The following is a 22,932-nucleotide window of genomic DNA, read 5'->3' on the forward strand; positions in this document are numbered from 1 at the left end:
CTGACCGCTCGAATGGCGGCCGGGTCACTGGCCCGAGAGAACGCAGCCTTCGTGCGCTTCTGTGCTTTGCACCCAAAGGGCTGACGTAATCTCATCGGCGAGATCGAACTCGCGGCGCTGTGGACCGCTTCCTATCCGGACCACCAGTGCACCGCCAAATGGCCTCCGGCCCACTACTTCCACGCGCGCGTCCAGCGTGATTTCTTCGGCGGCGAGGTAGCGCAACAGGTCCGGGTTCTCGTCGCTGATGCGTGTGATCCGTCCTGAGTGCCCTTGGTCCAGTTCGATCATCCGGTAGGCGTGCGGCAACTCGACGGAACCATCGGAAGAGGGAATCGGATCACCGTGCGGGTCCCGGAGGGGGTGTCCGAGCTTGGCGGACATCCGCTCAATGAAGGTGTCCGAAACAGCGTGTTCAAGCATCTCGGCCTCGTCGTGGACTTCATCCCAGCGGTATCCCAGTTCTTCAACAAGATACGTCTCGATCAGGCGATGCCTGCGGACCATGGCCAGTGCCAGGCGCATGCCGTCGGGTGTCAGGCGGATGGCGCTGTAGGGTTGGTGGTCCACCAAGCCCTGGTCCTTGAGTTTGCGCACCATCTCGGACACCGACGAGTTGGCGACCCCGAGGCGCTGCGCAAGCTGGGAGGACGTAATGGGCTTGTCCTGCCACTCCGTGAAGGAGTAGATGACCTTGACGTAGTCCTCAATGGAGGAGGAGGGCGTACCGGTCTTCACAGCTCAAGCCTACAGTGGCAGGCGGATTCAGGCTTTGCGGGCCCGCCACGTCTGCGTCACGTATGGCAGGCCGAGCTCCTGGCCGGGGGCATGGCCGAGGTGTTCGTAGATGTACCACTCGAGGTTCGCCAGCACTTTGGCGCGGGTGGCCTCGCTTGCGCGGAGGTAGTAGCTGCGTGACTTGGTGAGTTCCATGATGTCCCGGGGCGTCAGGGGGTCTTCCCATTCGGTCACGTGAGACTCCAGACTGGTGAATTCCGGACCGATGGAAGGCCGGAAACCCGGTTTGTGGACATCGCCGGCATGCATGATGCGTGAAAGGCGGTGGACCCACGGTATTGAAGTGTCGAGTTGGTTCCAGATCAAGCCGAGGACGCCTTGCGGGCGAAGGATACGGGCGATTTCCGTGCTCGCTTTGAGGGGATCGCACCAGTGCCAGGCCTGGGCGACGCTGACGACGTCGTAAGCCGACTCTGCCAGCCCGGTCACCTCAGCGGTACCTTCCAAGGCCAGCTCCACCTCGGGGCAGGCCTTGCGTAATTGTGCGAGCATGTCGGCCGAGGGGTCCACGGCGGCTACGTGCAGTCCGCGGTCGATCAGGAGTCTGGTGAATTTTCCCGTGCCGGCTCCGAGGTCGGCAGCAGCTTCGGCTCGCGCAGGCAGGAGCCAGTCCACCGAGTCTGCCGGGTATCCCGGGCGCACGCGGTCGTAATGCTCGCCGCCGTCCTGGAAACTCTGCCCAAGTTCCCGCCGCCGATGTGCGTGCAATTTGGGCCCCCCGGGGCGGTGGCTTGCTTTTGACGCGCCACGGGAATGCATGGACAAGCACAGCTCCTTCAGGGTAAATCCAGGGGATTGACCCTACGAATTTACCGCAAGGAAGTGCGGGGAAGGCTCACCGGAGGTCGGCTTGGACGCTTGCCTAGTCCACCGTGCAGGGGGCAGCGCCGGCGGTACCGGGCGTGTTGGGCGCCCACTCCGGATAGCTGCGGTGGTCGTTGGCCGGAACCCAGCGGCCCTCGTCCACCACGTAGTCCCAACCGAGGCCTGTGCTCTTGAGCTCCCGGATGCCTTTGAGCAGCCTGGTTGCGTCTTCCAAGCGGGAGCCAACCCCGAAGCTGGCGCGCAGCGAACCCGAAGGAAGCCCGAGCCTCTTGAGGAGGGGGTGCGCGCAGAAGCGGCCATCCCGGAGGCCCACGCCGTGTTCCGCCGCGAGATAGGCAGCCACGAGTCCGGCGTCGAATCCTTCGACCGAAAAGTTGACCACGCCGATCGTGTCCGTCGAGTCGCTGAAGATCCGGTGCACTGTGACACCCTCGATGGCCTCCAGGCCTTCCACGAGGTAGGTGCGGATGGCGCTTTCATGCTGGTGCCACGCCTGCTGGTCGAGCCCGGCAAGGACCTGGGTTGCGCGGGCCAGTGTTGCTGCTCCCAACACGTTGGGGGAGCCGCCCTCGTGCCGGGCCGGACCGGTGGCCCAGCTGACGGAATCGAGCCGGGCCTCACGGACTGCGCCGCCACCGGCGAGGTGCGGCGTACCGGCGTCGAGCCAGTCGGGACGGCCAACCACAACGCCTGCACCGAAGGGCGCATACAGCTTGTGGCCGGAGAAGACGATGTAGTCGACGTCGGCTTCGGCGATGTTGATGCGGCGGTGCGGTGCGAGCTGGGCTGCATCTACAACAATCCGCGCTCCGAATTCGTGGGCCAGGGACGCCAGCTCGGCAATGGGCAGGATTTCACCGGTGACGTTGGAAGCACCTGTCACCGCCAACAGGGAGACGCCGCCCTGGGCCAGCTCGTTACGGAGGTTTGCGATGGTGGTGGCCAAGGTGGGTGCCGCGACAACGCTGCGGTGGGGAACACCCTGCCATGGCAGCAGGTTGGCGTGGTGTTCGATGTCCAAGTAGAGGACCTCGCCGGTGGGCTCGCCATTGAGGTGCGGCAGGCAGCCTGCCAGCAGGTTCAGCGAGTCAGTGGTGTTGCGGGTGAAGATCACTGAATCATCCGGGCGGCCGCCGACGAAGTCGCGGACGATGTTCCGGGAGTTCTCATAAACGGAGGTGCTGATCTGCGAGGCAAAACCCGCGCCGCGGTGAACGCTCGCGTAGTAGGGCAGGACCTCGTTCAGGTACGCCGAGACGATGGTCAGCGCCGGCGCGGAGGCGCCGTAATCGAGGTTGGCGTAGCGGACGTGGCCGCCCTGGATCAGCGGAGCCTGGAGTTCCGCGCCGGTTACGGCTGCGAGGGGCCGGACCGCGGGGCCTTCCTCCGCGATGGAAGGCAGGGTGGTGGAATCGAACGTAACTGTGCTCATGTGACCTCACTCAGGAGGGACCCCTCGAGGGGATCCGCGCTTGCCGTATCCGTTCCGGACCGGCCTGGTCGTCACCCGGGGCACCCCACCGCGAATGGAGGGTTGCCGGCCAGCAAACCGGGGTTTAGCGCTGGCACTCGTGACCTGTAAAAGAGATTAAGGCACCCCGCACGCCCGGCACAAAGCCGTCCAGTTTATTAAGCGGATTGTTACGCGAGGGGCGCAAATGGCGCTTTTGGCGAATAAAGTGCGGCGGACACCCCACAAGAAGGGCGCCCGCCGCCGATTATTCAGAGAAGATCGTCAATGCCCGGATTGAGTCTCTTAAGGACTTCCGAGTGCAGGATCGAGTTGGTCGCCAGGGCGTTTCCGCCGAACGGGCCGTCTTCTCCTTCCAGCGAGGTGAACCGGCCACCCGCCTCGGTGACGATCGGCACGAGCGCAGCCATGTCGTACAGGTTCAATTCGGGTTCGCAGGCGATGTCCACCGCCCCTTCCGCAACCAGGCAATACGACCAGAAATCGCCATAGGCCCTGGTCCGCCAAATATCCTCTGTGAGCCCCAGGAATTCATCGAGGTTTCCGCGTTCCTTCCAGCCGGACAGGCTTGAAAAGGACAGGGAGGCATCTGCCAGCTGCGAGACGTTGGATACTTTCAGCCGGGTGGCGGAGGCGAGCGAACGCCCGGTGTAGGCGCCCATCCCCTTCGCGGCCCACCAGCGCTTGCCCAGGGCCGGGGCGCTGACGACGCCCACCACTGGTTCGCCTTCGTCAACGAGCGCGATGAGCGTGGCCCACACCGGCACGCCCCTGACAAAGTTCTTGGTGCCGTCGATGGGGTCGATGATCCAGCGGCGGGAACCGTGCCCGCTGCTGCCGAACTCTTCGCCGAGTACGGCGTCGCGGGGGCGCGAACGCGATAACTGGCCGCGGATGGCTTCCTCTGCGGCTTTGTCGGCATCCGTGACGGGGGTCAGGTCCGGTTTGGTTTCGATCTGCAGGTCCAGGGCCTTGAAGCGGTCCATCGTCTGTGCGTCCACAGAGTCTGCAAGGACGTGGGCCAGCCTCAGGTCATCGTTGTAGCTGGAAACGGATTGGGTCATGCCACCAAACTATCGTGAAACGTTCGCACGGCCGGGACGTGTTGCCGCCCGGCCTTCAGTTCACGGTGCCAAGTTCCTTGGTTTCCTTTGCTTCGAGGCGTGGATCGGCCCCCAGCAAACGCCTCAGCGAGGCAAGCCTGGCCACGCCGGAAGGACCCGCGTGTCCCTCAATGACCCAGGCATCCAAGCCGCAGTTGATGGCATTGGCATCATGTTTGCACCCGCGGTCGCAGGCTGCCGTGCCAGGTTCAAGGTCCGGGAAGGAGTGCAGGATCCGGTCCGGATCCACGTGCGCGAGCCCGAATGAGCGGATGCCGGGCGTATCGATGATCCAACTGCCGGCGGGTGCATCGGCCAACTTCAGTGCCAGTGCGGACGAGGAGGTGTGCCGTCCGCGGCCGGTGACCGCGTTGACACCGCCGGTGGCGCGTTCAGCGCCGGTAAGCGCGTTGACCATGGTGGACTTGCCAACCCCGGAATGCCCCAGCATCACGGTGACTTTCCCGTCGAGGTGGGACCTCAGACGCGAGACCGCATCACTATCCAGTCGGGCGGACAGGCCGTCGTCGGAACGCGCGTCAATCCCGGAAGCCTCTGCGTCTGCTGTTCGGCTGATGATGATCGGGAAGTCGAGGCTGAGGTAATTGGACAGGAGCTCGGCCGGATCCCTGACGTCCGCCTTGGTTACGAGCAGGAGGGGCTCGATTCCGGCGTCGTAGGCCGCCACCAAGGCGCGGTCGATGAAGCCGGTGCGGGGCTCGGGGTTTGCGGCAGCAACCACCACCACAAGTTGGTCCGCATTGGCCACGACCACGCGCTCAATCGGGTCGGTGTCATCCGCGCTCCTGCGCAGGAGCGTCCGGCGCTCCTCCACCCGCACCAGGCGTGCCAAGGTGTCGGGTCCGCCGGAGACGTCGCCCACCAAGGCTACGAAGTCGCCGGGTACGACCGGAGTCCTGCGGAGCTCCCTTGCGCGGGCGGCGATGACAATTCTCTCATTGTCGGAGTCCTCGCCCACGATCGCGGTGTAGCGGCCGCGGTCCACGGTGATGATCCTGCCTATGACGGCGTCATCGTGGCTGGGGCGGTCCTTCGTCCTTGGCCTGGAGCCTTTCTTGTTGGGACGGATCCGTACATCCGATTCGTCCCAGGAGCGTGCGTCGCGTCCCATGGTCAGAGGCTGCTCCCGGCCGGAGCTGCCGCGCGCTGTCCCAGCATCGCGTTCCACATCTCCGGGAATTCCGGCATGGTTTTGGACGTGGTGGCGATGTCCTCCACCTCCACGCCTTCGACCGCGAGTCCGAGGATTGCGCCGGCAGTGGCCATGCGATGGTCTGCGTAGCTGTGGACCACGCCGCCGTGCAGCTTGGCGGGGCGAATGATGAGGCCGTCCGCAGTTTCTTCAGCGTCGCCGCCGAGCCGGTTGATTTCAGCTACGAGGGCGGCCAGGCGGTCGGTCTCATGGCCGCGCAGGTGGGCGATGCCCGTCAGCCGGGATGGGCCCGAGGCCAAAGCGCAGAGGGCTGCAACGGTGGGAGCAAGTTCGCTGGTTTCGTCGAAATCGGCGCCCTTGATTTCCGGGCCTCCGGTGACGGTGAGGGTCCCGTTCTCCAAAGATACTGTGGCGCCCATGTCAGCGAGGATGCTCCGCCAGAGGTCTCCTACCTGTGTGGTCTCCACCGGCCAGTTGGGGACGCGTACTGTTCCGCCGGTGGCCAGTGCCGCTGCGAGGAAGGGGCCGGCATTCGACAAGTCCTGCTCGATGCGCTGGTCGAAGGCACGGATGGGACCCGGAGCCACGCGCCAGTGGTTGGGCACGGAGTCGTCAACGACTACCCCGACGCTGCGCAGGACTGCGACAGTCATGTTGATGTGGTCAAGGCTGGGGACCGGTTTGCCCACGTGTTCCAGGTGCAGTCCCTCGGTGAAGCGGGCACCGACCAACAGCAAAGCTGAGACAAACTGCGAAGACGCGCTCGCGTCGATCACCAGATGGCCGCCGCGGACCTCGCCGGTGCCCTGAACGGCAAATGGCAGGGACGACGGCGTCCTGCCGCCTTCGCTGCCCACCGGCACGCCTAGGGCGACCAAAGCCTCGATGATGGTGCCCATGGGCCGTTTACGCGCATGCGGATCGCCGTCGAAAACCGTCGTCCCTTGGCGAAGGGCGGCAAGTGGCGGAACGAAACGCATCACGGTCCCTGCGAGTCCGCAGTCGATGGCCGTGCTGTGTTCAGGGGCGGCTGGATCCATCGGAATGATCTCCAAGTCCGGTCCGTAGTCGCCGTCGCCGTCCACCTCGCTGACCGTTGCCCCCAATTGCCGCAGGGCCTGCACCATGAGGACGGAATCCCTGGAGTGCAGGGGAGCGCGGAGTCTTGACGGGCCGTCTGCCAACGCCGCCAGCACCAGGAAACGGTTGGTCAGCGACTTGGAACCCGGTACGGTCACCGTGGCGTCCACCGGTTCCTTCGCGAAGGGGGCCGGCCAGAGGGGGAGTGTGGCGGCGTTGTCCGTGCCGGTGTTTGCTGCGGTGGTACCAGTCATGCTTCCTTATGCTCCAACTGCGTTGTCTACGGCCTTGCGAACTGCTTTGTCTGCTTTTTTGAACTGCTTGCCTGTGACCTTCCTGGCGTCAGCGGCCAGGTGCTCTGCGCGCCAGGCGAGGCTCGGCCGGCCGGCAGTGTCCACGGAGGCAAGCAGGACGCCTCCAGTGAGGGAAATGTTCTTGAGCAGTTGTGCCCGGCGGGCGCTCCGGCCTTCCTTGGTGCTGATATCAGCCGAGCGCCACTCCACATAGGTGTTCAAGGCAGAAGTCAAGGCCAACACGGTCGCCGCGAGGCGCGAAAGCTTACCGAGCCCCAGCAGGGCGCCGGCTCCCAACTGGGCGCCCCCGATGACGCGGGCCAGGACTTTCTCGTCGGTCTTGAAGGGAAGCGACTCGGAGGCCCGGCGGAGCACCGGCGACAATTGCTGTGCAGTGTCATCCGCGTTCTTCAGTTTATCCAGCCCTGTGATGACGAAGCTGGATGCGAGCATCGGCCGCGCGAGAAAACGGATTACAGACATGTCTTGCCTCCTGGATGGCTTGCCACAAGATTTATCGACGTTGTGTTCAAGGGGTGCAGTCTGCTCTAGTCTTGCACCTTTGCGGAATATTTACCCACCGAAGGCTGTTGTGAACATCATGCGCGGTGAAGGCCGGGCTGCGGCAGGGTGTTGCCGCTACGGGAACGGAGTAGGTTTTTTGACCCTGGTTAAGGACCGCCCGGATTTACTGGGGCCTGTGGAGCCGGCGCAGCCGGATTCCCTGCAGCTGACAGTAGACTTGGCATCGATGAGCACCATTGAACCGGCCGCAGCGGCCATGGACCAGGCAGCCGGACCGAACGACGATGCCGAGCCTTCGGCCGACGTCGACCTTTCCACCGAAAGCTCCGAACAGCGGCGGCTGCGCTTCGAGCGCGACGCGATGCAGTATGTCGACCAGCTGTATTCGGCGGCCATGCGCATGGCCCGGAACCCCTCGGATGCCGAAGACCTCGTCCAGGAGGCCTACACCAAAGCCTTCTCCGCCTTCCACCAGTACAAGCCCGGGACAAACCTCAAGGCCTGGCTGTACAGGATCCTTACCAACACCTACATCAACCTGTACAGGAAGCGTCAGCGCGAGCCGCTGCAGTCCAACTCGGACACGATCGAGGACTGGCAGCTGGCGAAGGCTGAGTCGCATACCTCGGCTGGTCTCCGTTCTGCGGAGGCTGAGGCCTTGGATCACCTTCCCGACTCGGATGTAAAGAATGCGCTGCAGTCCATACCGGAAGAATTCCGGCTGGCCGTCTACTTCGCGGACGTCGAAGGCTACGCGTACAAGCAGATTTCCGAGATCATGAATACCCCGATCGGCACCGTCATGTCGCGTTTGCACCGCGGCCGGAAGATGCTGCGGGACATGCTGGCGGACTACGCCGCCGAACGGGGTTTCAAAGCCCAGACAGAAGACCAGGCCTCGGCCGGGAGCAACAATCAGGAGAAAGAGAAATGAGCGACTGCCAGGGATTGGGCGATTGCGACGATACGCGCATGCAGCGTATTTACGAGTACCTCGACGGCGCACTGACCCGGGAGGACCTCAGCGAGATCAAGCAGCACTTGGACGGTTGCGAGGAATGCTCTGAGCAGTATGACCTCGAATGCCTGATCCGCACCATGGTCAAGCGTTCGTGCACGGAGTCCGCTCCGGAAAACCTCAAGAACTCCATCTTGGACAGGATCCACGCCATTAAGCCTGTGGAAGCCTGAGCCGAACGCGAAGGGCCCCGGAAACCTGAGGTTTCCGGGGCCCTTGCTGTTTAAGCCTTGACCGCTAAGCCTTGGGCTTAGGTGTTGGGGCGCTTGCCGTGGTTCGCGCCGCCGCGCTTACGGTCACGACGCTTACGTGCACGCTTGCTCATAGCTGGCCTCCTTACATGTTTGATACTCAATAGAGCTGCCCTCCAGTTTCGCACATCCGGGCATGGCCTCGCGAACCGGCAGGGATTGTCAGCTGCGTAGCGAATTCCTGATCGAGATGCGCGCCTGGTCCAGGACGGTACGCACGGTTTCGAGCGTGACCGGTGTCAGGGACTGCGATGCGCCGTGTTTACGGAGTTCCACGCGGACGTCGTCCCGGAATGATTGGACCAGGAGCTCGGCTTCCTTAAGCATGCGTTGGCCTTCCGGGGAGTAGCTGGACGTCCGTTCGGTGGGCGGGGCTGTCCGCGCGTTGCTGCGCGCGGCTTCTGCGGTCGCGGCCAGGTCGGCCCTGAGTCCTTGCATGTTGCTGCGGATGTCGGCCCTGAGATCATCGGCCAGCCGCCGCACCGAGGCCGAGATGTTGTCCTCGACGTCGGCAAGTTCCTCCCGGCGCCGGTCCAGTTCGGCGCGGCCCGCCTCCGTGATGGAGTACTTGGTGCGCCTGCCCTCGGATTCAGTGGCAACGAGGCCTTCTACTTCAAGTTTGGCCAGCCTGGGATAGATGGTGCCGGCGCTTGGGGAGTACGTGCCGCCGAAGCGGTCGCCCAAAGCCTTGATCAGTTCGTAGCCGTGCTTTGGCGCGGCTTCGAGAAGGGCCAGAAGATACAGCCGGAGTGCTCCGTGCGCGAAGACGGGTGGCATCACAGCCCCGCTTCGCCGGGGACGTGGCTTTCGTTGCCGTTCGCGGGCGCGGGGGCATGCATCACGAATGTCTTGCCTGAGACCGTGTTGGTCCTGAACAGCATGAGTTTGTGGTCGGGGCCCACGATGGTGTGCACGTTGCTGCCCGGCTGGGAATACAACTGGTCATCGATGATTACCGAACCGCTGGCGGATTTCGCCACGACGTCAAGGCCGACATCGTGGGGGAGCCTGACGGTCAGGTCGCCGGAGACGGAGTTGGCACCAAAATCGTTCGTGTAATCCTGGAGGTCGAAGCTGAGGTCCCCGCTGACCGTCGTCGCACGGACGTTCGACAAGGTGCCCGAGGCGGTGACTTCACCCGAGACGCTCTTGGCGGTCAGGACGCCGTCGTGGTTCCTCGCGATGACCTCGCCGCTGACGGTGTTGACGTGGAGTTCGCCTGCCGTTCCATCGGCCATGACGGATCCGGAGACGGTGTTCAGTCGCGTGTTGCCGCTGATGCCCGAGACCAGGCCGTCACCGCTGACGGTGCCGGCCTCGACGTCGACGCCGGGCGGCAGAGCGATACCGACAACAACCGAGTTGGTGCTGTTGTTGTTGACGGTCCCCATCAGGTTACGGAACCATCCCTGCGGACCCTGGAGTTGATGCCGCACCTCGAGGCGTCCGTTGACCAGCGTGACCGTCAGGGGATCGCCGGTGATCTCGCTGATCTCGATGCGGACAAAAGGTTCGTCGTGGGTGACCACGTCGAAGCGGCCCTTCACGATCCCCAGTTTGAGCGAGCGGACGTCGTCCACGTCTATTGTCTGCGGGCCGGTCACGGTCCATAACTCGTCTGACATGATGCCTCCGTTGTCGAGATATATCGCGTTTGATGTAAACACGATATATCTCGATTAGGGGCGTGGCAAGGGGTGTTCGGATTACTCCGGTTGGGCGATGTTAAGCCACTGGAACCAGCCACGGTGCAGTACGAGCCACGCAATCAATCCGTAGCCGGCCTGTCCCGGGGTGCCCCCATTGGCTGCGAGGTCCGTCCTCCACTGCTCATGGTTGAGCAAGGGGGAGAAAGTGTCCACGTAGTGGTGGTTCCTCCTTGTCGTGACATCGGCGAAGGCCGTATTGAGTTCAGCGAGGCGCTTGTTCCGTGCCGGGTCCAGCGTGGGCGGCGGGCCGACGACGAACACTTCAACGCCGCTGTGCGACGCGCCGTCAAGGATGTTGGCCAGGTTCAACCGGCTGCGGGCGGTCGACAGCCCGAACTCCAGGTCGCGGCCGGAAAGCCCGATGACCAGCCGGTTCTCGTGGGTATCGCTGAACCGCCGGCCGGCCTCGTCCTGCCACCGGGCGGCCAGGCCCTCGGTTCCTTCCATGGGGCAGGGGAGCGAAAAGCTTTCCACTGTGACGGCATCCTGGGGTGTGCGGGCCAGCACGCGGCCAAGCCAACCGAGGGCCCGGGGATCGCCCAGTCCAGCCAGCAGTTCATCTCCAACAGCTGCGACACGCAGCTTCCTGTCTTCCACGGTTACCTCTTCACACTCGTTACGGTCCATGCACGGCTTACGGATCAGCGCCGGTTAATGAACCGGGTATCTGTCCCATTAAACAGAACTGCCCGGCCTGGGGCGTGTTTATCGCTCCTCAGGCCGGGCAGTTTCGTTTACTTGCGTTCGAATGCCTGCTTGATCAGGGCATCCTGTTCAGCGGCGTGGCGCTTCATGGAACCGGCCGCCGTGGAAGCCGATGCCGGGCGCGACACGAGGCGGATCCTGCGGTCCAGTTCCGGCGCCAGGTTCAAGCCCATGAACGGCCACGGTCCCTGGTTGGCCGGCTCGTCCTGCGCCCAAATGATGTCCGCGTTGGGGTACTTGGCGAGCTCTGCCTCGATCTCTGCCTTGGGCAGCGGGTAGAGCTGCTCAACACGGATAATCGCGGTGGAAGTATCGCCGGACTTCTGCCGGTTGGACAGGAGATCGTAGTACAACCGTCCCGAGACCAGGATGACGCGGTCAACGTTGGCGGGCTGGACTTCGTGCTCGCCGATGACCGGCTTGAAGCCGCCAGTGGTGAAATCCTCGACGGCGGAAGCGGCACCCTTGAGGCGGAGCAGCTGCTTCGGCGTGAAGATGATCAACGGCTTGCGCGGGCGGCTGTAGGCCTGGCGGCGTAGCAGGTGGAAGTGCGAAGCAGCAGTCGTCGGGTTGGCGACGATCATGTTGTCCTCGGCACAAAGCTGCAGGAAGCGCTCGATGCGGGCGGAAGAGTGGTCCGGTCCCTGTCCTTCGTAGCCGTGCGGCAGCATCAGGACGAGCGAGGAGCGCTGGCCCCACTTCTGCTCGGCCGAAGAGATGAACTCGTCGATGATCGTCTGGGCACCGTTGACGAAGTCGCCGAACTGGGCTTCCCAGAGGACCAACGCGTCCGGACGCTCCACCGAGTATCCGTATTCGAAGCCCATGGCAGCGTACTCGGACAGCAGGGAGTCATAGATCCACAGCTTGGCCTGGTTGTCCGAGAGGTTGCCCAAGGGCAGCCACTCGTTGCCGTTGGCGCGGTCGTGGAAGACGGCGTGGCGCTGTACAAAGGTTCCACGGCGGGAGTCCTGGCCGGCGAGACGCACAGGTACGCCCTCCATGATCAGGGATCCAAAGGCTGCGATTTCGCCGAAGCCCCAGTCGATGCCGCCTTCGCGGGACATCTGTTCGCGCTTCTCCAGGAGCTGCTTGAGCTTGGAGTGGACTGTGAAGCCTTCCGGAATCTCCAGGTGGGCCTTGCCGATGCGGGCGAGGGTTTCCGCGGAGATGGCGGTGGATGCCGGCGAGTTGGTGCCGAAGTCGGCCTGCTGGGCAATCGGGCGTTCGATGTCCGAAACCGCTGCGGAATCCGCAGTGATGATCGGGATCGGGGAGGTCTGCGCAGCGTGGGTCTCGGCGAAGACCCGCTCCAGGCGTTCTTGGTAGTCGCGGAGCAGTTGCTCGGCTTCCTCTTCGGTGATGTCGCCACGGCCGATGAGGGACTCGGTGTACAGCTTGCGAACCGAACGCTTCGCCTCGATCAGGTTGTACATCAGCGGCTGGGTCATCGAGGGGTCGTCGCCCTCGTTGTGGCCACGACGGCGGTAGCAGACCATGTCGATGACGACGTCCTTGTGGAACCGCTGGCGGAACTCGTAGGCGAGCTGCGCAATACGCACCACGGCCTCGGGGTCGTCGCCGTTCACGTGGAAGACCGGTGCCTGGATCATCTTGGCGACGTCCGTGGAGTACGTGGACGAACGCGAGGACGAAGGTGCGGTGGTGAAACCGACCTGGTTGTTCACGATCACGTGGATGGTGCCACCCGTACGGTAGCCGCGCAGCTGGGAAAGGTTTAGCGTTTCCGCCACCACGCCCTGGCCGGCGAATGCTGCGTCACCGTGGACCATGATCGGAAGCACGGGGAAGGATTCGCCCTGGTCCAGGCGGTCCTGCTTGGCGCGGACGATGCCTTCGAGGACGGAGTCCACGGCTTCGAGGTGGGACGGGTTCGCGGCCAGGTAGACCTTGGTCTGCTTGCCGTTGTCGGACGTGAAGGTTCCCTCGGTGCCAAGGTGGTACTTGACGTCGCCCGAGCCCTGGACGGAGCGCGGGTCCTGGGTGCCTTCGAACTCGCGGAACACCTGGGCGTAGGTCTTGCCTGCGATGTTGGTCAGCACGTTGAGGCGGCCACGGTGGGCCATACCGATCGCGACCTCGTCCAGGCCGTCGTCGGCTGCGTCGGAGATGATGGCGTCCAGCAGCGGGATCAGCGATTCGCCGCCTTCGAGGGAGAAGCGCTTCTGGCCCACGAACTTGGTCTGCAGGAAGGTCTCGAAAGCTTCGGCTGCGTTCAGCTTGGAAACGATCCGCAACTGCTCTTCGCGGCTCGGCTTCGAGTAGGGGTGCTCCAGCTGGTCCTGGAACCACTTGCGCTCGGCCGGTTCCTGAATGTGCATGTACTCGATGCCCGTGGTGCGGCAGTACGCGTCACGCAGCACACCGAGGATGTCGCGGAACTTCAGCATCGGCTTGCCGCCGAAACCGCCGGTGGGCCACTCGCGGTCCAGGTCCCACAGCGTCAGGCCATAGGTCAGTACATCGAGGTCCGGGTGCTTGCGCTGGACGTACTCCAGGGGATCGGTGTCCGCCATGAGGTGGCCACGCACGCGGTAGGAGTGGATCAGCTGCTGGATGCGGGCAACCTTGTTGATCTCGTCAGCCGGATCCACCTGAAGGTCGGGGCTCCAGCGAACGGGCTCGTACGGGATGCGGAGGGCTTCGAAGATTTCGTCGTAGAAGTTCTGCGCACCGAGCAGGAGTTGGTGGACGAGCTTCAGGAACTCGCCGCTGCCTGCACCCTGGATCACGCGGTGGTCGTAGGTGGAGGTCAGCGTGAGGATCTTGCTGATGGCGTTCTGGGCGATGATCTTCTCGCTCGCGCCCTGGAACTCTGCCGGGTAGTCAAGGGCGCCGACGCCGATGATGGCGGCCTGGCCCTTGGAGAGGCGCGGGACGGAGTGGACCGTGCCGATGCCGCCCGGGTTGGTGAGTGAGACGGTAGTGCCCGCGTGGTCGTCAGCAGTGAGCTTGCCGTTGCGGGCGCGCTTGATGAGGTCCTCGTAGGTGTGCCAGAACTCCGCGAAGTCCATGGTCTCGGCCTTTTTGATGTTGGGAACCATCAGGAGGCGGGTGCCGTCAGGCTTGGGCATGTCGATGGCAATGCCGAAGTTGACGTGGGCCGGCTGGACTGCGCTGGGCTTTCCGTCGATCTCGTCGTAGTAGACGTTCATCGACGGGAACTGGGACAGCGCCCGGACAACTGCGTAGCCGATGAGGTGGGTGAAGGAGACCTTGCCGCCGCGGGCACGGGCGAGGTTCGAGTTGATGACGACGCGGTTGTCAATCAGCAGCTTGGCGGGAATTGCACGGACACTGGTGGCGGTGGGGACCTCCAGGCTGGTGACCATGTTCGAGGCGATGGCCTTTGCCGGTCCGCGAAGCACGGAGACGACGTCTTCCTCGGGCGCTGTGGGGGCCTTGGTGCTCTTGGGCAGCTGGGCGGGAATGGGCTGGGCTGCGTTGCCGCCGGTGGGCTTCTTTGCCCCGTCCTTGGCAACTGTGGCCGGTTCCTTCTTCGCCGGTGCAGGTGCCGCAGCCGGTGCGGCGGCGGCCGGTGCAGCCGTGGGAGCCGGCGGTGCGGCCGGCGCCGATGCCGGAGCCGCTGCGGCAGGAGCTACCACGGGAAGTACTTGGGTTGGGGGATTGGCAGCCGTTGCGGCTGCGGAGTTTCCGTTGGAAGAAGTGCCGTCACCGGTCTCAAAGGATTCAAAAAGCGGCCACCACTTGGCGTCGACCGAATTCTTGTCCTGCTGATACCGCTCGTACAGTTCGTCAACGAGCCACTCGTTTCCGCCAAATTCCTCTGGTAGACGGTGGCTGGGCTGCTCTGGCACTTGAAATACGCCTCTTCCATGAGTGTTGATTTCCCGCTGGCCATGTTGCTTTTCCACAACGATGCACCAGGGTCCGGGTCCCGCGAACTCAGACCTTTGCCAGTCTAGTTAGGATCGTTGGTTAACTGCCAATAGTGGTGACCTAAATCATGTTATGCCCGCAAGCGCCTACGCAATGAAGCCTCCAATGCTCCAGGGAGCGGATGGGATGCCGGGCCGTCCCTGTAAACTGAAGGTCTTATGGACAGTAAATCCAGGTGCCGGCCTGGGCGCTGCGGGGGGAGCCTTAAGGGCAACTCCTTTGAGCCAGCCCGGAGAGCCGGCAACACCCGTTCACGTGCCCATCATGGTCCGGCGGTTTCCGTCGGTGGCCGAGCGGATCAAAGGTCCGCCGTATCTGACCAGCCTCCGCCTGGCCCCTTCTCCGATCGAGGTGCGAAGGCCCCACTTCCGGTTCCCCGTCTTGGAGGGATGCTGTAAGTGGAATGGCTACTCCTGCTGGGCGGCTTTGCCCTGATTCTGGGAACCGGATTCTTTGTGGCAGTCGAGTTCTCGCTGGTTGCCCTGGACCAGGCGAGCGTGCAGCGCGCCGTGGACAACGGTGACCAGGCCGCCGTACCCCTCCTCAAGTGCCTTAAGTCCTTATCCACACAGCTTTCCAGTTGCCAGTTGGGCATCACGCTAACCACTTTGCTGACGGGCTTCGTGATGGAGCCCTCCGTGGGGCAGCTGCTTTCCGGGCCCCTGGGGCTGCTGGGCCTCGCGCCGGAAGCTGCCCGTTCCATCGCACTGGTGGTGGCCATGATCCTGGCAACGCTTCTTTCCATGCTCTTAGGCGAGCTCGTTCCGAAGAATATGGCCATTGCCCTGGCCTTTCCGCTGGGCAAGCGGCTGGCGCGGCCCCAGCTGATCTTCACGTCGGTGTTCAAGCCGGCCATCATCGTCCTGAACGGCTTTTCCAATAAGGTCCTGAATCTCTTCGGGCTTGAGGCAAAGGAAGAAATATCCGGAGCCCGCACCCCGGCAGAGCTGGCATCGCTGGTGCGGCGTTCAGCGGAGCTTGGAACCCTTGATGCGGGAACGGCGAACTTCGTGGCGCGCACGCTCAACTTTTCGGGTCGGACGGCGGCCGACGTCATGACGCCGCGCATCCGGATGGAAACCATCGATGCGGACCAGCCCGTGACTGACATCCTCGATGCGGCCCGCCGCACGGGTTATTCGCGTTTCCCTGTGATCGGTGATTCGGCCGACGATATCCGCGGGGTGGTGCACATTAAGAAAGCCGTAGCGGTTCCGGCTGAACGTCGGGCGAAACTCGAGGCCGGGGCGATCATGACCGAAGTCCTCCGCGTCCCGGAGACGATCCATCTCGATTCCTTGCTTACGGAATTGCGCGAAGGGAACCTTCAGCTGGCGGTGGTGCTGGATGAGTACGGCGGGACTGCCGGTATTGCCACGCTTGAGGACCTCGTCGAAGAGATCGTCGGTGAAGTGTCCGACGAGCACGACAAAGTGAGGCCGGGCGTACTGCAGAGCGCCTCCGGTGATTGGTACTTTCCCGGCCTCTTGAGGCCGGATGAAGTGTCGGAGCAGATTCCAGGGTTGCAGGTTCCCGATGAGTCCGCTTATGAAACGGTGGGCGGCTACGTCATGAGCAAGCTTGGCCGCATCGCGCAGGTGGGTGACGTGGTGGACGCCGGTGGCGGCACGCTCACGGTCACGAGGATGGACGGCCGGAGGATTGACCGGATCTGCTTCCACCGCGTGGAAGAGGACCCCGTGGCCGAGGGCCGGGGCGACTCCCACGAGGCAGGTGCCCTATGAGTGACTGGGCAGGAATCGCCTGGCTGGTTGTGCTGCTGATCGGCAACGCGTTTTTTGTGGGTGCCGAATTCGCCGTGATGTCCGCCCGCCGCAGCCAGATCGAGCCCTTGGCGGAGGCAGGGTCGACGCGGGCCCGGACCACGCTCACGGCCATGGAGAACGTGTCCCTGATGCTTGCCTGCGCACAGTTGGGTATTACTGTGTGTTCCCTCCTGATCCTGCAGGTTGCGGAACCTGCAATCCACCACCTTCTGGCTGAACCGTTGGAATTGGTAGGCGTTCCGGTGGAGTTGGCCGACGTGGTGGCGTTCGTCATCGCCCTGCTGTTCGTGACGTTCCTGCATGTCACGTTCGGGGAGATGGTCCCGAAGAATATTTCCGTCTCGGTTGCCGACAAGGCCGCGTTGCTGCTCGCGCCCCCGCTGGTGTTCATTGCCCGGGTGGTCAAGCCGGTTATCTGGACGCTGAACTGGCTGGCGAACCATATCCTTCGCTTGATGCGGATCGAACCCAAGGATGAGGTTTCCTCGTCCTTCACTCTTGAAGAGGTGCAGTCGATCGTTCAGGAGTCCACCCGGCACGGCCTGGTGGACGATGAAGCGGGCCTGTTGACCGGTGCCTTGGAGTTTTCGGAACATACGGCCTCGCACATCATGGTTCCGCTGGAAAAGCTGGTGGTGCTCCGGACGGCCTCCACGCCGGTGGACCTGGAGAAAGCGGTCAGCCGGACGGGCTTCTCGCGTTTTCCGATGGTGGACGACGACGGCGAACTCGCCGGCTACCTGCATGTCAAGGACATCCTTTCCATCCCGGACGAGGGCCGAAAGCACCCGATTGCGGAGGGGCGGATCCGCTCCATGGCCAATCTGTCGCCCGAGGACGAGATCGAGCGCGCCATGTCCGTCATGCAGCGTACGGGTTCCCACCTGGCGAGGGTGGTGGGGCCGGGAGGGAATACGCAGGGAGTCCTGTTCCTTGAAGATGTCATCGAGCAATTGGTGGGAGAGATCCGCGATGCCACCCAGGCCACGGGCATTCGACGCCTTGGTGGTCCCGGCTCGGAGCAGTAGGGCCGATCCCGCTCAAGCGCGCCGGGGCCTAAGACGTAGCCCTAAATAGGAATCATTCCCATTTAGGGCTACTCTGAAGCCGTACGCTTGTTGTGTTTGATTCTCATTTTGAGTAGATCCGAGGTTTCCGTGCGACGTTACGCCGCCCGCCTGTCCATGGCCGCTTTCACCGCAGTAGCCGCCATATCCCTGTCCTCCTGCGCCGGAGCGGCCGGGTCCGGTTCGCCGTCGTCGTCCGGGGCCCTGGAAGTGGTGACCTCCACCAATGTCTACGGCGATATCGTGAAGACGGTGGGCGGCGACAAAGTAAACGTCTCCTCCATCATTTCCAAGACCAGCCAGGATCCCCACTCCTACGAGGCAAGCGCCCAGGACAAGCTCGTGGTTTCCAAAGCCAAGCTCGTGGTGGAGAACGGCGGAGGCTACGACGGATTCCTGCACAAGCTGGCCGACGACACCAACGTCGGCCACGACAACATGATCAGCGCCGTGGAGGTTTCCGGCCTGGCGCCCGCGGATGCAAACCACAGCGAAGACTCGCACGCGACGGATGGCCACGACCACAGTCACGGCGACTTCAATGAGCACGTGTGGTACAGCTTGGACTCCATGGGCAAGCTCGCAGACGCCGTGGCAACCAAGCTCGGCAGCCTGGACAGTGCGTCGGCAGAGACCTTCAAGAGCAACGCCGGGGCCTTCAAGTCCAAACTGGCCGAACTCGCAGGCAAGCTCAGCGCCCTCAAGTCCGCCAACGACGGAGCCCCGGTAGCCATTACCGAGCCGGTTCCGCTGTATCTCCTGGAAAGCGCCGGCCTGGTCAACAAAACCCCGGAAGCGTACAGCGCCGCAATCGAGGAAGGCACCGATGTCCCGGCTTCCGTCCTCAAGGAGACCACGGACATGGTGGCACATGTCCGTTTGCTCGCCTATAACGAGCAGACGGAAGGGCCGCAGACCGAGTCCGTCAAGAAGGCCGCGGAAGCCTCCGGCGTTCCGGTGGTCAACTTCACTGAGACTCTGCCGGAGGGCAAGGACTACCTCCAATGGATGACGGCCAATGTGGATTCCATCTCCTCGGCCTTGAAGAAGTAGTACCGGGTTGCCGATAAGGGCTCCGCAAGCGTCCTAAGATGTTCAGGATGGCTGCGGGGTCCGCGGCTGCCGTCAGCCAGCACCACCCACAACTGCGCCAATCGGACGTGCGCATGGATCGAGGATAACTTTTGACACCGGTAGTGAGCCTCCGCGGAGCCAGCCTGCAGTTCGGCAAGAGGACACTCTGGAGGGACCTTGACCTCGACATCCATCCGGGCGAATTTTTTGCAGTGCTGGGTCCGAACGGCAGCGGCAAAACCAGTTTCCTGAAAGTCCTCCTGGGGCTGCAGGAACTTCACTCCGGAACAGTGACCCTGGACGGGCGTCCGGTGGAACGGGGCAGCCGAAACATCGGTTACATCCCGCAGCAGAAATCCTTCGCGCCGGACACACCATTGCGGGCAAGGGACCTGGTGGGCCTTGGAATCGACGGGCATCGCTGGGGCCTGCGCATAGGGAACCGCAAGGTCAACGAGCGTATTGACGGCTTGCTGGAACTCGTCGGTGCCTCCGATTACGCCAAGGTTCCCGTAGGCCAATTGTCCGGAGGTGAACAGCAGAGGCTTCGGGTTGCGCAGGCGCTGGCCGCGGAGCCCCGGGTTCTGCTCTGCGACGAGCCTTTGCTCTCCCTGGACCTGCACCACCAGCAGGGCGTGAGCTCGCTGATCAACGAGCAATGCCACCAGAGAAACAGCGCAGTGGTGTTCGTGACCCACGAGATCAATCCGGTGATCGACTACGTGGACCGCGTCCTCTACCTGGCCGGCGGGCGGTTCCGCGTTGGAACTCCCGAAGAAGTCATGACCACCGAAGTCTTGTCGGACCTCTACAACGGCCACGTGGAAGTCATCCGCGCCAACGGAAGGATCGTCGTCGTCGGGCTTCCCGACGCGACCACCCACTTCCATGACGATGCCCACGCAACTGCCGGGGAGGAGCTCTGATGGACCTCAACAGCATGTTCCACACCATCTTCAACTTCGAGAACTACAGCGATCTCCTTGTCCTGGTGCAGAACTCCATCTGGGCCGGCGCCGTCCTTGGCCTCCTGGGCGGCCTGGTGGGCACGTTCGTCATGAAGCGGGACCTCGCTTTCGCCGTCCATGGGATTTCCGAGCTCTCCTTCGCCGGCGCAGCGTTTGCCCTGCTGGTGGGCGCTGACATCATCATGGGTTCGCTGGTGGGCTCGGTAGCGGCCGCCGTGCTGTTGGGTTTCATGGGCGTCAGGGCCCGGGACAAGAACTCCATCATCGGTGTGATCATGCCGTTTGGCCTGGGCCTCGGCATCCTTTTCCTCGCCCTGTATGAGGGCCGGGCAGCCAACAAGTTCGGTTTGCTGACCGGGCAGATCGTTTCGGTGGACACGGTGCAGCTCCAGGCCCTCGCCGGCACCGCCGTGGTGGTCATGCTTGCACTGGCGGCCATTTGGCGGCCGTTGAGCTTTGCCAGCGTTGATCCTGACATGGCCGAGGCCAGGGGAGTGCCCGTCCGTGGGCTTGCCATCGGCTTCATGGTGCTGCTGGGCGTCAGCGTGGCGCTTTCGATCCAAATTGTGGGGGCCTTGCTGGTACTCGCTTTGCTGATCACCCCCGCCGCCGCGGCATTGCGGGTGACGACTTCGCCGAAGCTGGTTGTGCTGCTTAGTGTCCTGTTTGCCATCACGGCCACGGTGGGCGGCATTCTCCTGGCCCTGGGCAGCCGCATCCCCATCAGCCCCTACGTCACCACGTTGTCCTTCCTGATCTACGTGGTCTGTAGGATCGTTGGAAGGGTGGGGGCCAATCGCGGCCTCAACGGCCGGGTTTCGCGGGACCAGCCCGCAGCAGCCCTCTAAAGTTTTCCAGCCGCTTTCTTGGCCGTGCACTCCGGGCATAGCCCGAAGATCTCCACCGTGTGCGCAACCTCGGTGAAGCCATGTTCGGAAGCTGTACGGGCTGCCCAGGTTTCGACGGCGGGCGCTTCCACTTCCACGGCCTTCCCGCAGTTGCGGCACAGCAAGTGGTGGTGGTGCCCGGTGACGGCGCAGCGCCGGTAGACGGCTTCTCCGTCGCCGTTGCGCAGAACGTCGATCAGGCCGTCGTCGGCCAGAGACTGCAGGATCCGGTACGCAGTCGCGAGCGAAACCGAGATGCCCTTGTTCTGCAGGAGCCGGTACAGCTCCTGGGTGCTGACAAAGTCGTCCAATTCGTCCAAGGCCGCGCTGACTGCCAGGCGCTGTTTGGTGACGCGCTGCTCCTTCACGCCTCCGGCTGCGGACGTGCCACTTATGGCGGAACTCGTGCCCTGTGGCATTGAAAGACCCACTTCCCCTGGTTGCTGGCAAAGTCCAATTTTACCAGCCGGGCCTGCTTGGATCGGGCCTGCGGGGGACCCTAGGCTGTGACCATGAAGCTCACAAAGTATACGCACGCCTGTGTCCGGCTGGAAAAGGATGGCAAGGTCCTGGTGATCGATCCGGGTACGTTCTCCGAGTCCAAGGAAGCCCTTGAAGGCGCCCATGCCGTCCTGATTACGCATGAACACGCGGACCACATTGACCAGCCAGTGGTGCTTGAAGCATTGCAGGCAAACCCAGCACTCGTTCTGTATGCACCGGGTGGCGTGGCAAACACCCTGCAGGAAGCTGTCGGCGAATCAGCAGGCGGCGACGTGTCCGGGCGCATCCACTCAGTGGATCCGGGTTCTGCCTTGGACGTGGCCGGCTTCGGGGTGCGGACCTTCGGAGGTCAGCACGCCCTGATCCATGCCCAGATCCCCGTGGTGCACAACATCGGTTACCTGGTTGATGAAAACGTGTTCCACCCGGGAGATTCCTTTGTTGTTCCCGATGGGATCGCGGTCAAGACACTTCTGGTTCCCACCCACGCGCCCTGGTCCAAGGTGGGGGAAGTGGTGGACTTCGTCATCTCAGTCCGTGCCCCCAAGGCGTATCCAGTGCACGACGCGCTGCTGAACGACCTCGGCCGTGGACTGGTGGAAGGCCACGTCACCAGGATCGGCGCCCGGTACGGAACGGAATACCGCAGCCTCAAGTCCCGGGAGTCCGTGGAGGTCTAGGCCGGGCTGTTCCAGTTCCCGGTCTCGTGGAAAGACCCAAGAACGGCTTCGTACGGGGCAGGGTCCAGGCCCTGCGTCGCCAGCCACCGGGCGTCGTAGTAGCTGCGGGTGTACCGGTCCCCGGCGTCGCACATCAACGAAACGATGCTGCCCTGGCGGCCATCGGCGACCATGCGTGCCACGAGCTGCCAGACGCCCCAGAGGTTGGTGCCCGTGGATGGTCCCGCGAGCAGGCCCGTGAGTTTCTTCAGGTGCCGCATGGCGGCCACGGAAGCGGCGTCCGGAACCTGGATCATGTGGTCGATGACGGCAGGGACAAAGCTGGGTTCCACCCGTGGGCGGCCGATTCCCTCGATCCGGGAGGGCAGGCCTGTGGCGGGGCTTTCTCCGGCATCGCGCCACGCAGGGAAGAAAGCCGAGTTTTCAGGATCGACCACGGCCAGCTTGGTGGAGTGCCGGTTGTAGCGCAGATAGCGGCCGATCGTCGCGCTGGTTCCGCCCGTACCTGCTCCGACCACGATCCACTCGGGAACCGGGTGGCGTTCGAGTGCCAACTGCTCGAAAATCGACTCCGCGATGTTGTTGTTGCCGCGCCAGTCCGTGGCCCGCTCGGCAAAAGTGAATTGGTCCATGTAGTAGCCACCGGACGTGCGCGCGGTTTGTTCTGCCACGGCATATACCTCTGAAGCGTGGTCCACCAGAAGGCACGCGCCGCCGAATTCTTCGATCAGCGCGATCTTCTCCGGGCTGGTGGTCTTGGTCATGACGGCGATGAACGGCAGCCCGATCAGCCGGGCAAAGTAGGCCTCGGATACCGCAGTGCTGCCGCTGGATGCCTCCACAATGGTGGTGCCCTCGGTAATCCAGCCGTTGACCAGGCCGTAAAGGAACAGGGACCGGGCAAGGCGGTGCTTGAGGCTGCCTGAGCGGTGCGTGGACTCGTCCTTGAGGTAGAGATCAACGCCCCAGTGCTCGGGCAACGGGACCGCATAAAGGTGGGTGTCCGCGGACCTGTTGTTTTCCGCCTCGATCTTGCGGATGGCTTCGTGGGCCCACGCCCGGTCCTGGATGCACGAATTGCTCACCGGACAA

At 63.5% G+C, this 22,932-nt stretch carries 22 protein-coding genes and 1 riboswitch; of the genes, 8 read left to right on the forward strand and 14 right to left on the reverse strand.

All coding sequences use genetic code 11. The features are described 5' to 3' along the window. Window positions 1-24: 24 nt before the first annotated feature. The 7 genes from ACIPY2_RS01935 to ACIPY2_RS01965 form a co-directional block, all read right to left on the reverse strand. Window positions 25-738 (reverse strand): metal-dependent transcriptional regulator, encoded by a 714-nt coding sequence (locus ACIPY2_RS01935; protein WP_400264703.1) that lies wholly within the window; start codon window positions 736-738, stop codon window positions 25-27. A 27-nt stretch (window positions 739-765) separates the two neighbouring features. Next, window positions 766-1,557, reverse strand: coding sequence for a class I SAM-dependent methyltransferase (locus ACIPY2_RS01940; RefSeq protein WP_400265094.1), 792 nt, complete (start codon window positions 1,555-1,557; stop codon window positions 766-768). 103 nt (window positions 1,558-1,660) lie between these two features. Continuing rightward, window positions 1,661-3,055, reverse strand: coding sequence for an aminotransferase class V-fold PLP-dependent enzyme (locus ACIPY2_RS01945; protein WP_400264704.1), 1,395 nt, complete (start codon window positions 3,053-3,055; stop codon window positions 1,661-1,663). A gap of 31 nt (window positions 3,056-3,086) precedes the next feature. Beyond that, window positions 3,087-3,200, reverse strand: a riboswitch (SAM riboswitch). 145 nt (window positions 3,201-3,345) lie between these two features. Continuing rightward, on the reverse strand, window positions 3,346-4,158 hold the full coding sequence (gene hisN / locus ACIPY2_RS01950) for a histidinol-phosphatase (RefSeq protein ID WP_400264705.1): 813 nt from the start codon (window positions 4,156-4,158) through the stop codon (window positions 3,346-3,348). A 55-nt stretch (window positions 4,159-4,213) separates the two neighbouring features. Next, window positions 4,214-5,329, reverse strand: a complete 1,116-nt coding sequence (locus tag ACIPY2_RS01955) for a ribosome small subunit-dependent GTPase A (protein ID WP_400264706.1) — start codon at window positions 5,327-5,329, stop codon at window positions 4,214-4,216. Window positions 5,330-5,331: 2 nt separating this feature from the next. After that, window positions 5,332-6,705, reverse strand: a complete 1,374-nt coding sequence (gene aroA, locus ACIPY2_RS01960; RefSeq protein WP_400264707.1) for a 3-phosphoshikimate 1-carboxyvinyltransferase — start codon at window positions 6,703-6,705, stop codon at window positions 5,332-5,334. Between the two features lie 6 nt (window positions 6,706-6,711). After that, complete coding sequence (locus tag ACIPY2_RS01965; RefSeq protein ID WP_400264708.1) at window positions 6,712-7,227, reverse strand: DoxX family membrane protein; 516 nt, start codon at window positions 7,225-7,227, stop codon at window positions 6,712-6,714. A gap of 178 nt (window positions 7,228-7,405) precedes the next feature. Here ACIPY2_RS01965 and ACIPY2_RS01970 point away from each other — a divergent pair, with 178 nt between their 5' ends. Together ACIPY2_RS01970 and rsrA are read left to right on the forward strand one after the other, a co-directional pair. After that, the gene (locus ACIPY2_RS01970) at window positions 7,406-8,203 is read left to right on the forward strand and encodes a sigma-70 family RNA polymerase sigma factor (RefSeq protein ID WP_400264709.1); all 798 of its coding nucleotides are present in this window, start codon (window positions 7,406-7,408) and stop codon (window positions 8,201-8,203) included. Then, entirely contained in the window at window positions 8,200-8,460 is a 261-nt protein-coding gene (rsrA, locus tag ACIPY2_RS01975) for a mycothiol system anti-sigma-R factor (protein ID WP_400264710.1), read from the forward strand. Before ACIPY2_RS01970 ends, rsrA begins: the two co-directional genes overlap by 4 nt. Window positions 8,461-8,537: 77 nt before the next feature. On the opposite strand, the gene ACIPY2_RS01980 is transcribed toward rsrA, so the two are convergent. The 5 genes from ACIPY2_RS01980 to ACIPY2_RS02000 all read right to left on the reverse strand — a co-directional run bounded on the left by ACIPY2_RS01980 (window position 8,538) and on the right by ACIPY2_RS02000 (window position 14,791). Next, window positions 8,538-8,612 (reverse strand): 50S ribosomal protein bL37, encoded by a 75-nt coding sequence (locus tag ACIPY2_RS01980; protein ID WP_369299106.1) that lies wholly within the window; start codon window positions 8,610-8,612, stop codon window positions 8,538-8,540. A gap of 88 nt (window positions 8,613-8,700) precedes the next feature. Beyond that, window positions 8,701-9,315: a PadR family transcriptional regulator gene (locus ACIPY2_RS01985; RefSeq protein WP_400264711.1), complete on the reverse strand. Its 615-nt coding sequence runs from the start codon at window positions 9,313-9,315 to the stop codon at window positions 8,701-8,703. Beyond that, window positions 9,315-10,163 (reverse strand): DUF4097 family beta strand repeat-containing protein, encoded by an 849-nt coding sequence (locus tag ACIPY2_RS01990; RefSeq protein ID WP_400264712.1) that lies wholly within the window; start codon window positions 10,161-10,163, stop codon window positions 9,315-9,317. The genes ACIPY2_RS01985 and ACIPY2_RS01990 overlap by 1 nt, the downstream gene beginning before the upstream one ends. Before the next feature lie 81 nt (window positions 10,164-10,244). Next, a complete protein-coding gene (locus ACIPY2_RS01995) occupies window positions 10,245-10,844 on the reverse strand; it encodes a GDSL-type esterase/lipase family protein (protein WP_400264713.1) in 600 nt (199 codons plus the stop codon). Between the two features lie 137 nt (window positions 10,845-10,981). After that, the gene (locus ACIPY2_RS02000) at window positions 10,982-14,791 is read right to left on the reverse strand and encodes a multifunctional oxoglutarate decarboxylase/oxoglutarate dehydrogenase thiamine pyrophosphate-binding subunit/dihydrolipoyllysine-residue succinyltransferase subunit (RefSeq protein WP_400264714.1); all 3,810 of its coding nucleotides are present in this window, start codon (window positions 14,789-14,791) and stop codon (window positions 10,982-10,984) included. A gap of 480 nt (window positions 14,792-15,271) precedes the next feature. Between ACIPY2_RS02000 and ACIPY2_RS02005 the strand changes: the two genes are divergently transcribed. The 5 genes from ACIPY2_RS02005 to ACIPY2_RS02025 all read left to right on the forward strand — a co-directional run bounded on the left by ACIPY2_RS02005 (window position 15,272) and on the right by ACIPY2_RS02025 (window position 20,617). Further along, window positions 15,272-16,618, forward strand: coding sequence for a hemolysin family protein (locus tag ACIPY2_RS02005; RefSeq protein WP_400264715.1), 1,347 nt, complete (start codon window positions 15,272-15,274; stop codon window positions 16,616-16,618). Next, complete coding sequence (locus ACIPY2_RS02010) at window positions 16,615-17,688, forward strand: hemolysin family protein (RefSeq protein ID WP_400264716.1); 1,074 nt, start codon at window positions 16,615-16,617, stop codon at window positions 17,686-17,688. Before ACIPY2_RS02005 ends, ACIPY2_RS02010 begins: the two co-directional genes overlap by 4 nt. Window positions 17,689-17,817: 129 nt before the next feature. After that, the gene (locus tag ACIPY2_RS02015) at window positions 17,818-18,780 is read left to right on the forward strand and encodes a metal ABC transporter solute-binding protein, Zn/Mn family (protein ID WP_400264717.1); all 963 of its coding nucleotides are present in this window, start codon (window positions 17,818-17,820) and stop codon (window positions 18,778-18,780) included. A 131-nt stretch (window positions 18,781-18,911) separates the two neighbouring features. After that, on the forward strand, window positions 18,912-19,727 hold the full coding sequence (locus ACIPY2_RS02020) for a metal ABC transporter ATP-binding protein (RefSeq protein ID WP_400264718.1): 816 nt from the start codon (window positions 18,912-18,914) through the stop codon (window positions 19,725-19,727). After that, the gene (locus ACIPY2_RS02025; protein WP_400264719.1) at window positions 19,727-20,617 is read left to right on the forward strand and encodes a metal ABC transporter permease; all 891 of its coding nucleotides are present in this window, start codon (window positions 19,727-19,729) and stop codon (window positions 20,615-20,617) included. Before ACIPY2_RS02020 ends, ACIPY2_RS02025 begins: the two co-directional genes overlap by 1 nt. On the opposite strand, the gene ACIPY2_RS02030 is transcribed toward ACIPY2_RS02025, so the two are convergent. Next, window positions 20,614-21,075: a Fur family transcriptional regulator gene (locus ACIPY2_RS02030; RefSeq protein ID WP_400264720.1), complete on the reverse strand. Its 462-nt coding sequence runs from the start codon at window positions 21,073-21,075 to the stop codon at window positions 20,614-20,616. The two genes, ACIPY2_RS02025 and ACIPY2_RS02030, sit on opposite strands and share 4 nt — an antisense overlap. 93 nt (window positions 21,076-21,168) lie before the next feature. Here ACIPY2_RS02030 and ACIPY2_RS02035 point away from each other — a divergent pair, with 93 nt between their 5' ends. Next, window positions 21,169-21,840, forward strand: a complete 672-nt coding sequence (locus ACIPY2_RS02035; protein ID WP_400264721.1) for an MBL fold metallo-hydrolase — start codon at window positions 21,169-21,171, stop codon at window positions 21,838-21,840. Here the strand turns inward: ACIPY2_RS02035 and ACIPY2_RS02040 are convergent. Next, window positions 21,837-22,925, reverse strand: coding sequence for a PLP-dependent cysteine synthase family protein (locus tag ACIPY2_RS02040; RefSeq protein ID WP_400264722.1), 1,089 nt, complete (start codon window positions 22,923-22,925; stop codon window positions 21,837-21,839). The genes ACIPY2_RS02035 and ACIPY2_RS02040 overlap by 4 nt on opposite strands. Window positions 22,926-22,932 lie beyond the last annotated feature (7 nt).

The organism is Paenarthrobacter sp. NPDC089675 (assembly GCF_044749185.1).
Classification (GTDB): domain Bacteria; phylum Actinomycetota; class Actinomycetes; order Actinomycetales; family Micrococcaceae; genus Arthrobacter.

Bases quoted from the DNA above. Each gene is read 5' to 3' on its own strand.
- ACIPY2_RS02030 (WP_400264720.1), bottom strand. From the start codon at position 21,075: ATGCCACAGGGCACGAGTTCCGCCATAAGTGGCACGTCCGCAGCCGGA.
- ACIPY2_RS01965 (WP_400264708.1), bottom strand. From the start codon at position 7,227: ATGTCTGTAATCCGTTTTCTCGCGCGGCCGATGCTCGCATCCAGCTTC.
- ACIPY2_RS02010 (WP_400264716.1), top strand. From the start codon at position 16,615: ATGAGTGACTGGGCAGGAATCGCCTGGCTGGTTGTGCTGCTGATCGGC.
- ACIPY2_RS01940 (WP_400265094.1), bottom strand. From the start codon at position 1,557: ATGCATTCCCGTGGCGCGTCAAAAGCAAGCCACCGCCCCGGGGGGCCC.
- hisN (WP_400264705.1), bottom strand. From the start codon at position 4,158: ATGACCCAATCCGTTTCCAGCTACAACGATGACCTGAGGCTGGCCCAC.
- rsrA (WP_400264710.1), top strand. From the start codon at position 8,200: ATGAGCGACTGCCAGGGATTGGGCGATTGCGACGATACGCGCATGCAG.
- ACIPY2_RS02035 (WP_400264721.1), top strand. From the start codon at position 21,169: ATGAAGCTCACAAAGTATACGCACGCCTGTGTCCGGCTGGAAAAGGAT.
- ACIPY2_RS02025 (WP_400264719.1), top strand. From the start codon at position 19,727: ATGGACCTCAACAGCATGTTCCACACCATCTTCAACTTCGAGAACTAC.
- ACIPY2_RS01990 (WP_400264712.1), bottom strand. From the start codon at position 10,163: ATGTCAGACGAGTTATGGACCGTGACCGGCCCGCAGACAATAGACGTG.
- ACIPY2_RS01985 (WP_400264711.1), bottom strand. From the start codon at position 9,315: ATGCCACCCGTCTTCGCGCACGGAGCACTCCGGCTGTATCTTCTGGCC.
- ACIPY2_RS01955 (WP_400264706.1), bottom strand. From the start codon at position 5,329: ATGGGACGCGACGCACGCTCCTGGGACGAATCGGATGTACGGATCCGT.
- aroA (WP_400264707.1), bottom strand. From the start codon at position 6,705: ATGACTGGTACCACCGCAGCAAACACCGGCACGGACAACGCCGCCACA.
- ACIPY2_RS01945 (WP_400264704.1), bottom strand. From the start codon at position 3,055: ATGAGCACAGTTACGTTCGATTCCACCACCCTGCCTTCCATCGCGGAG.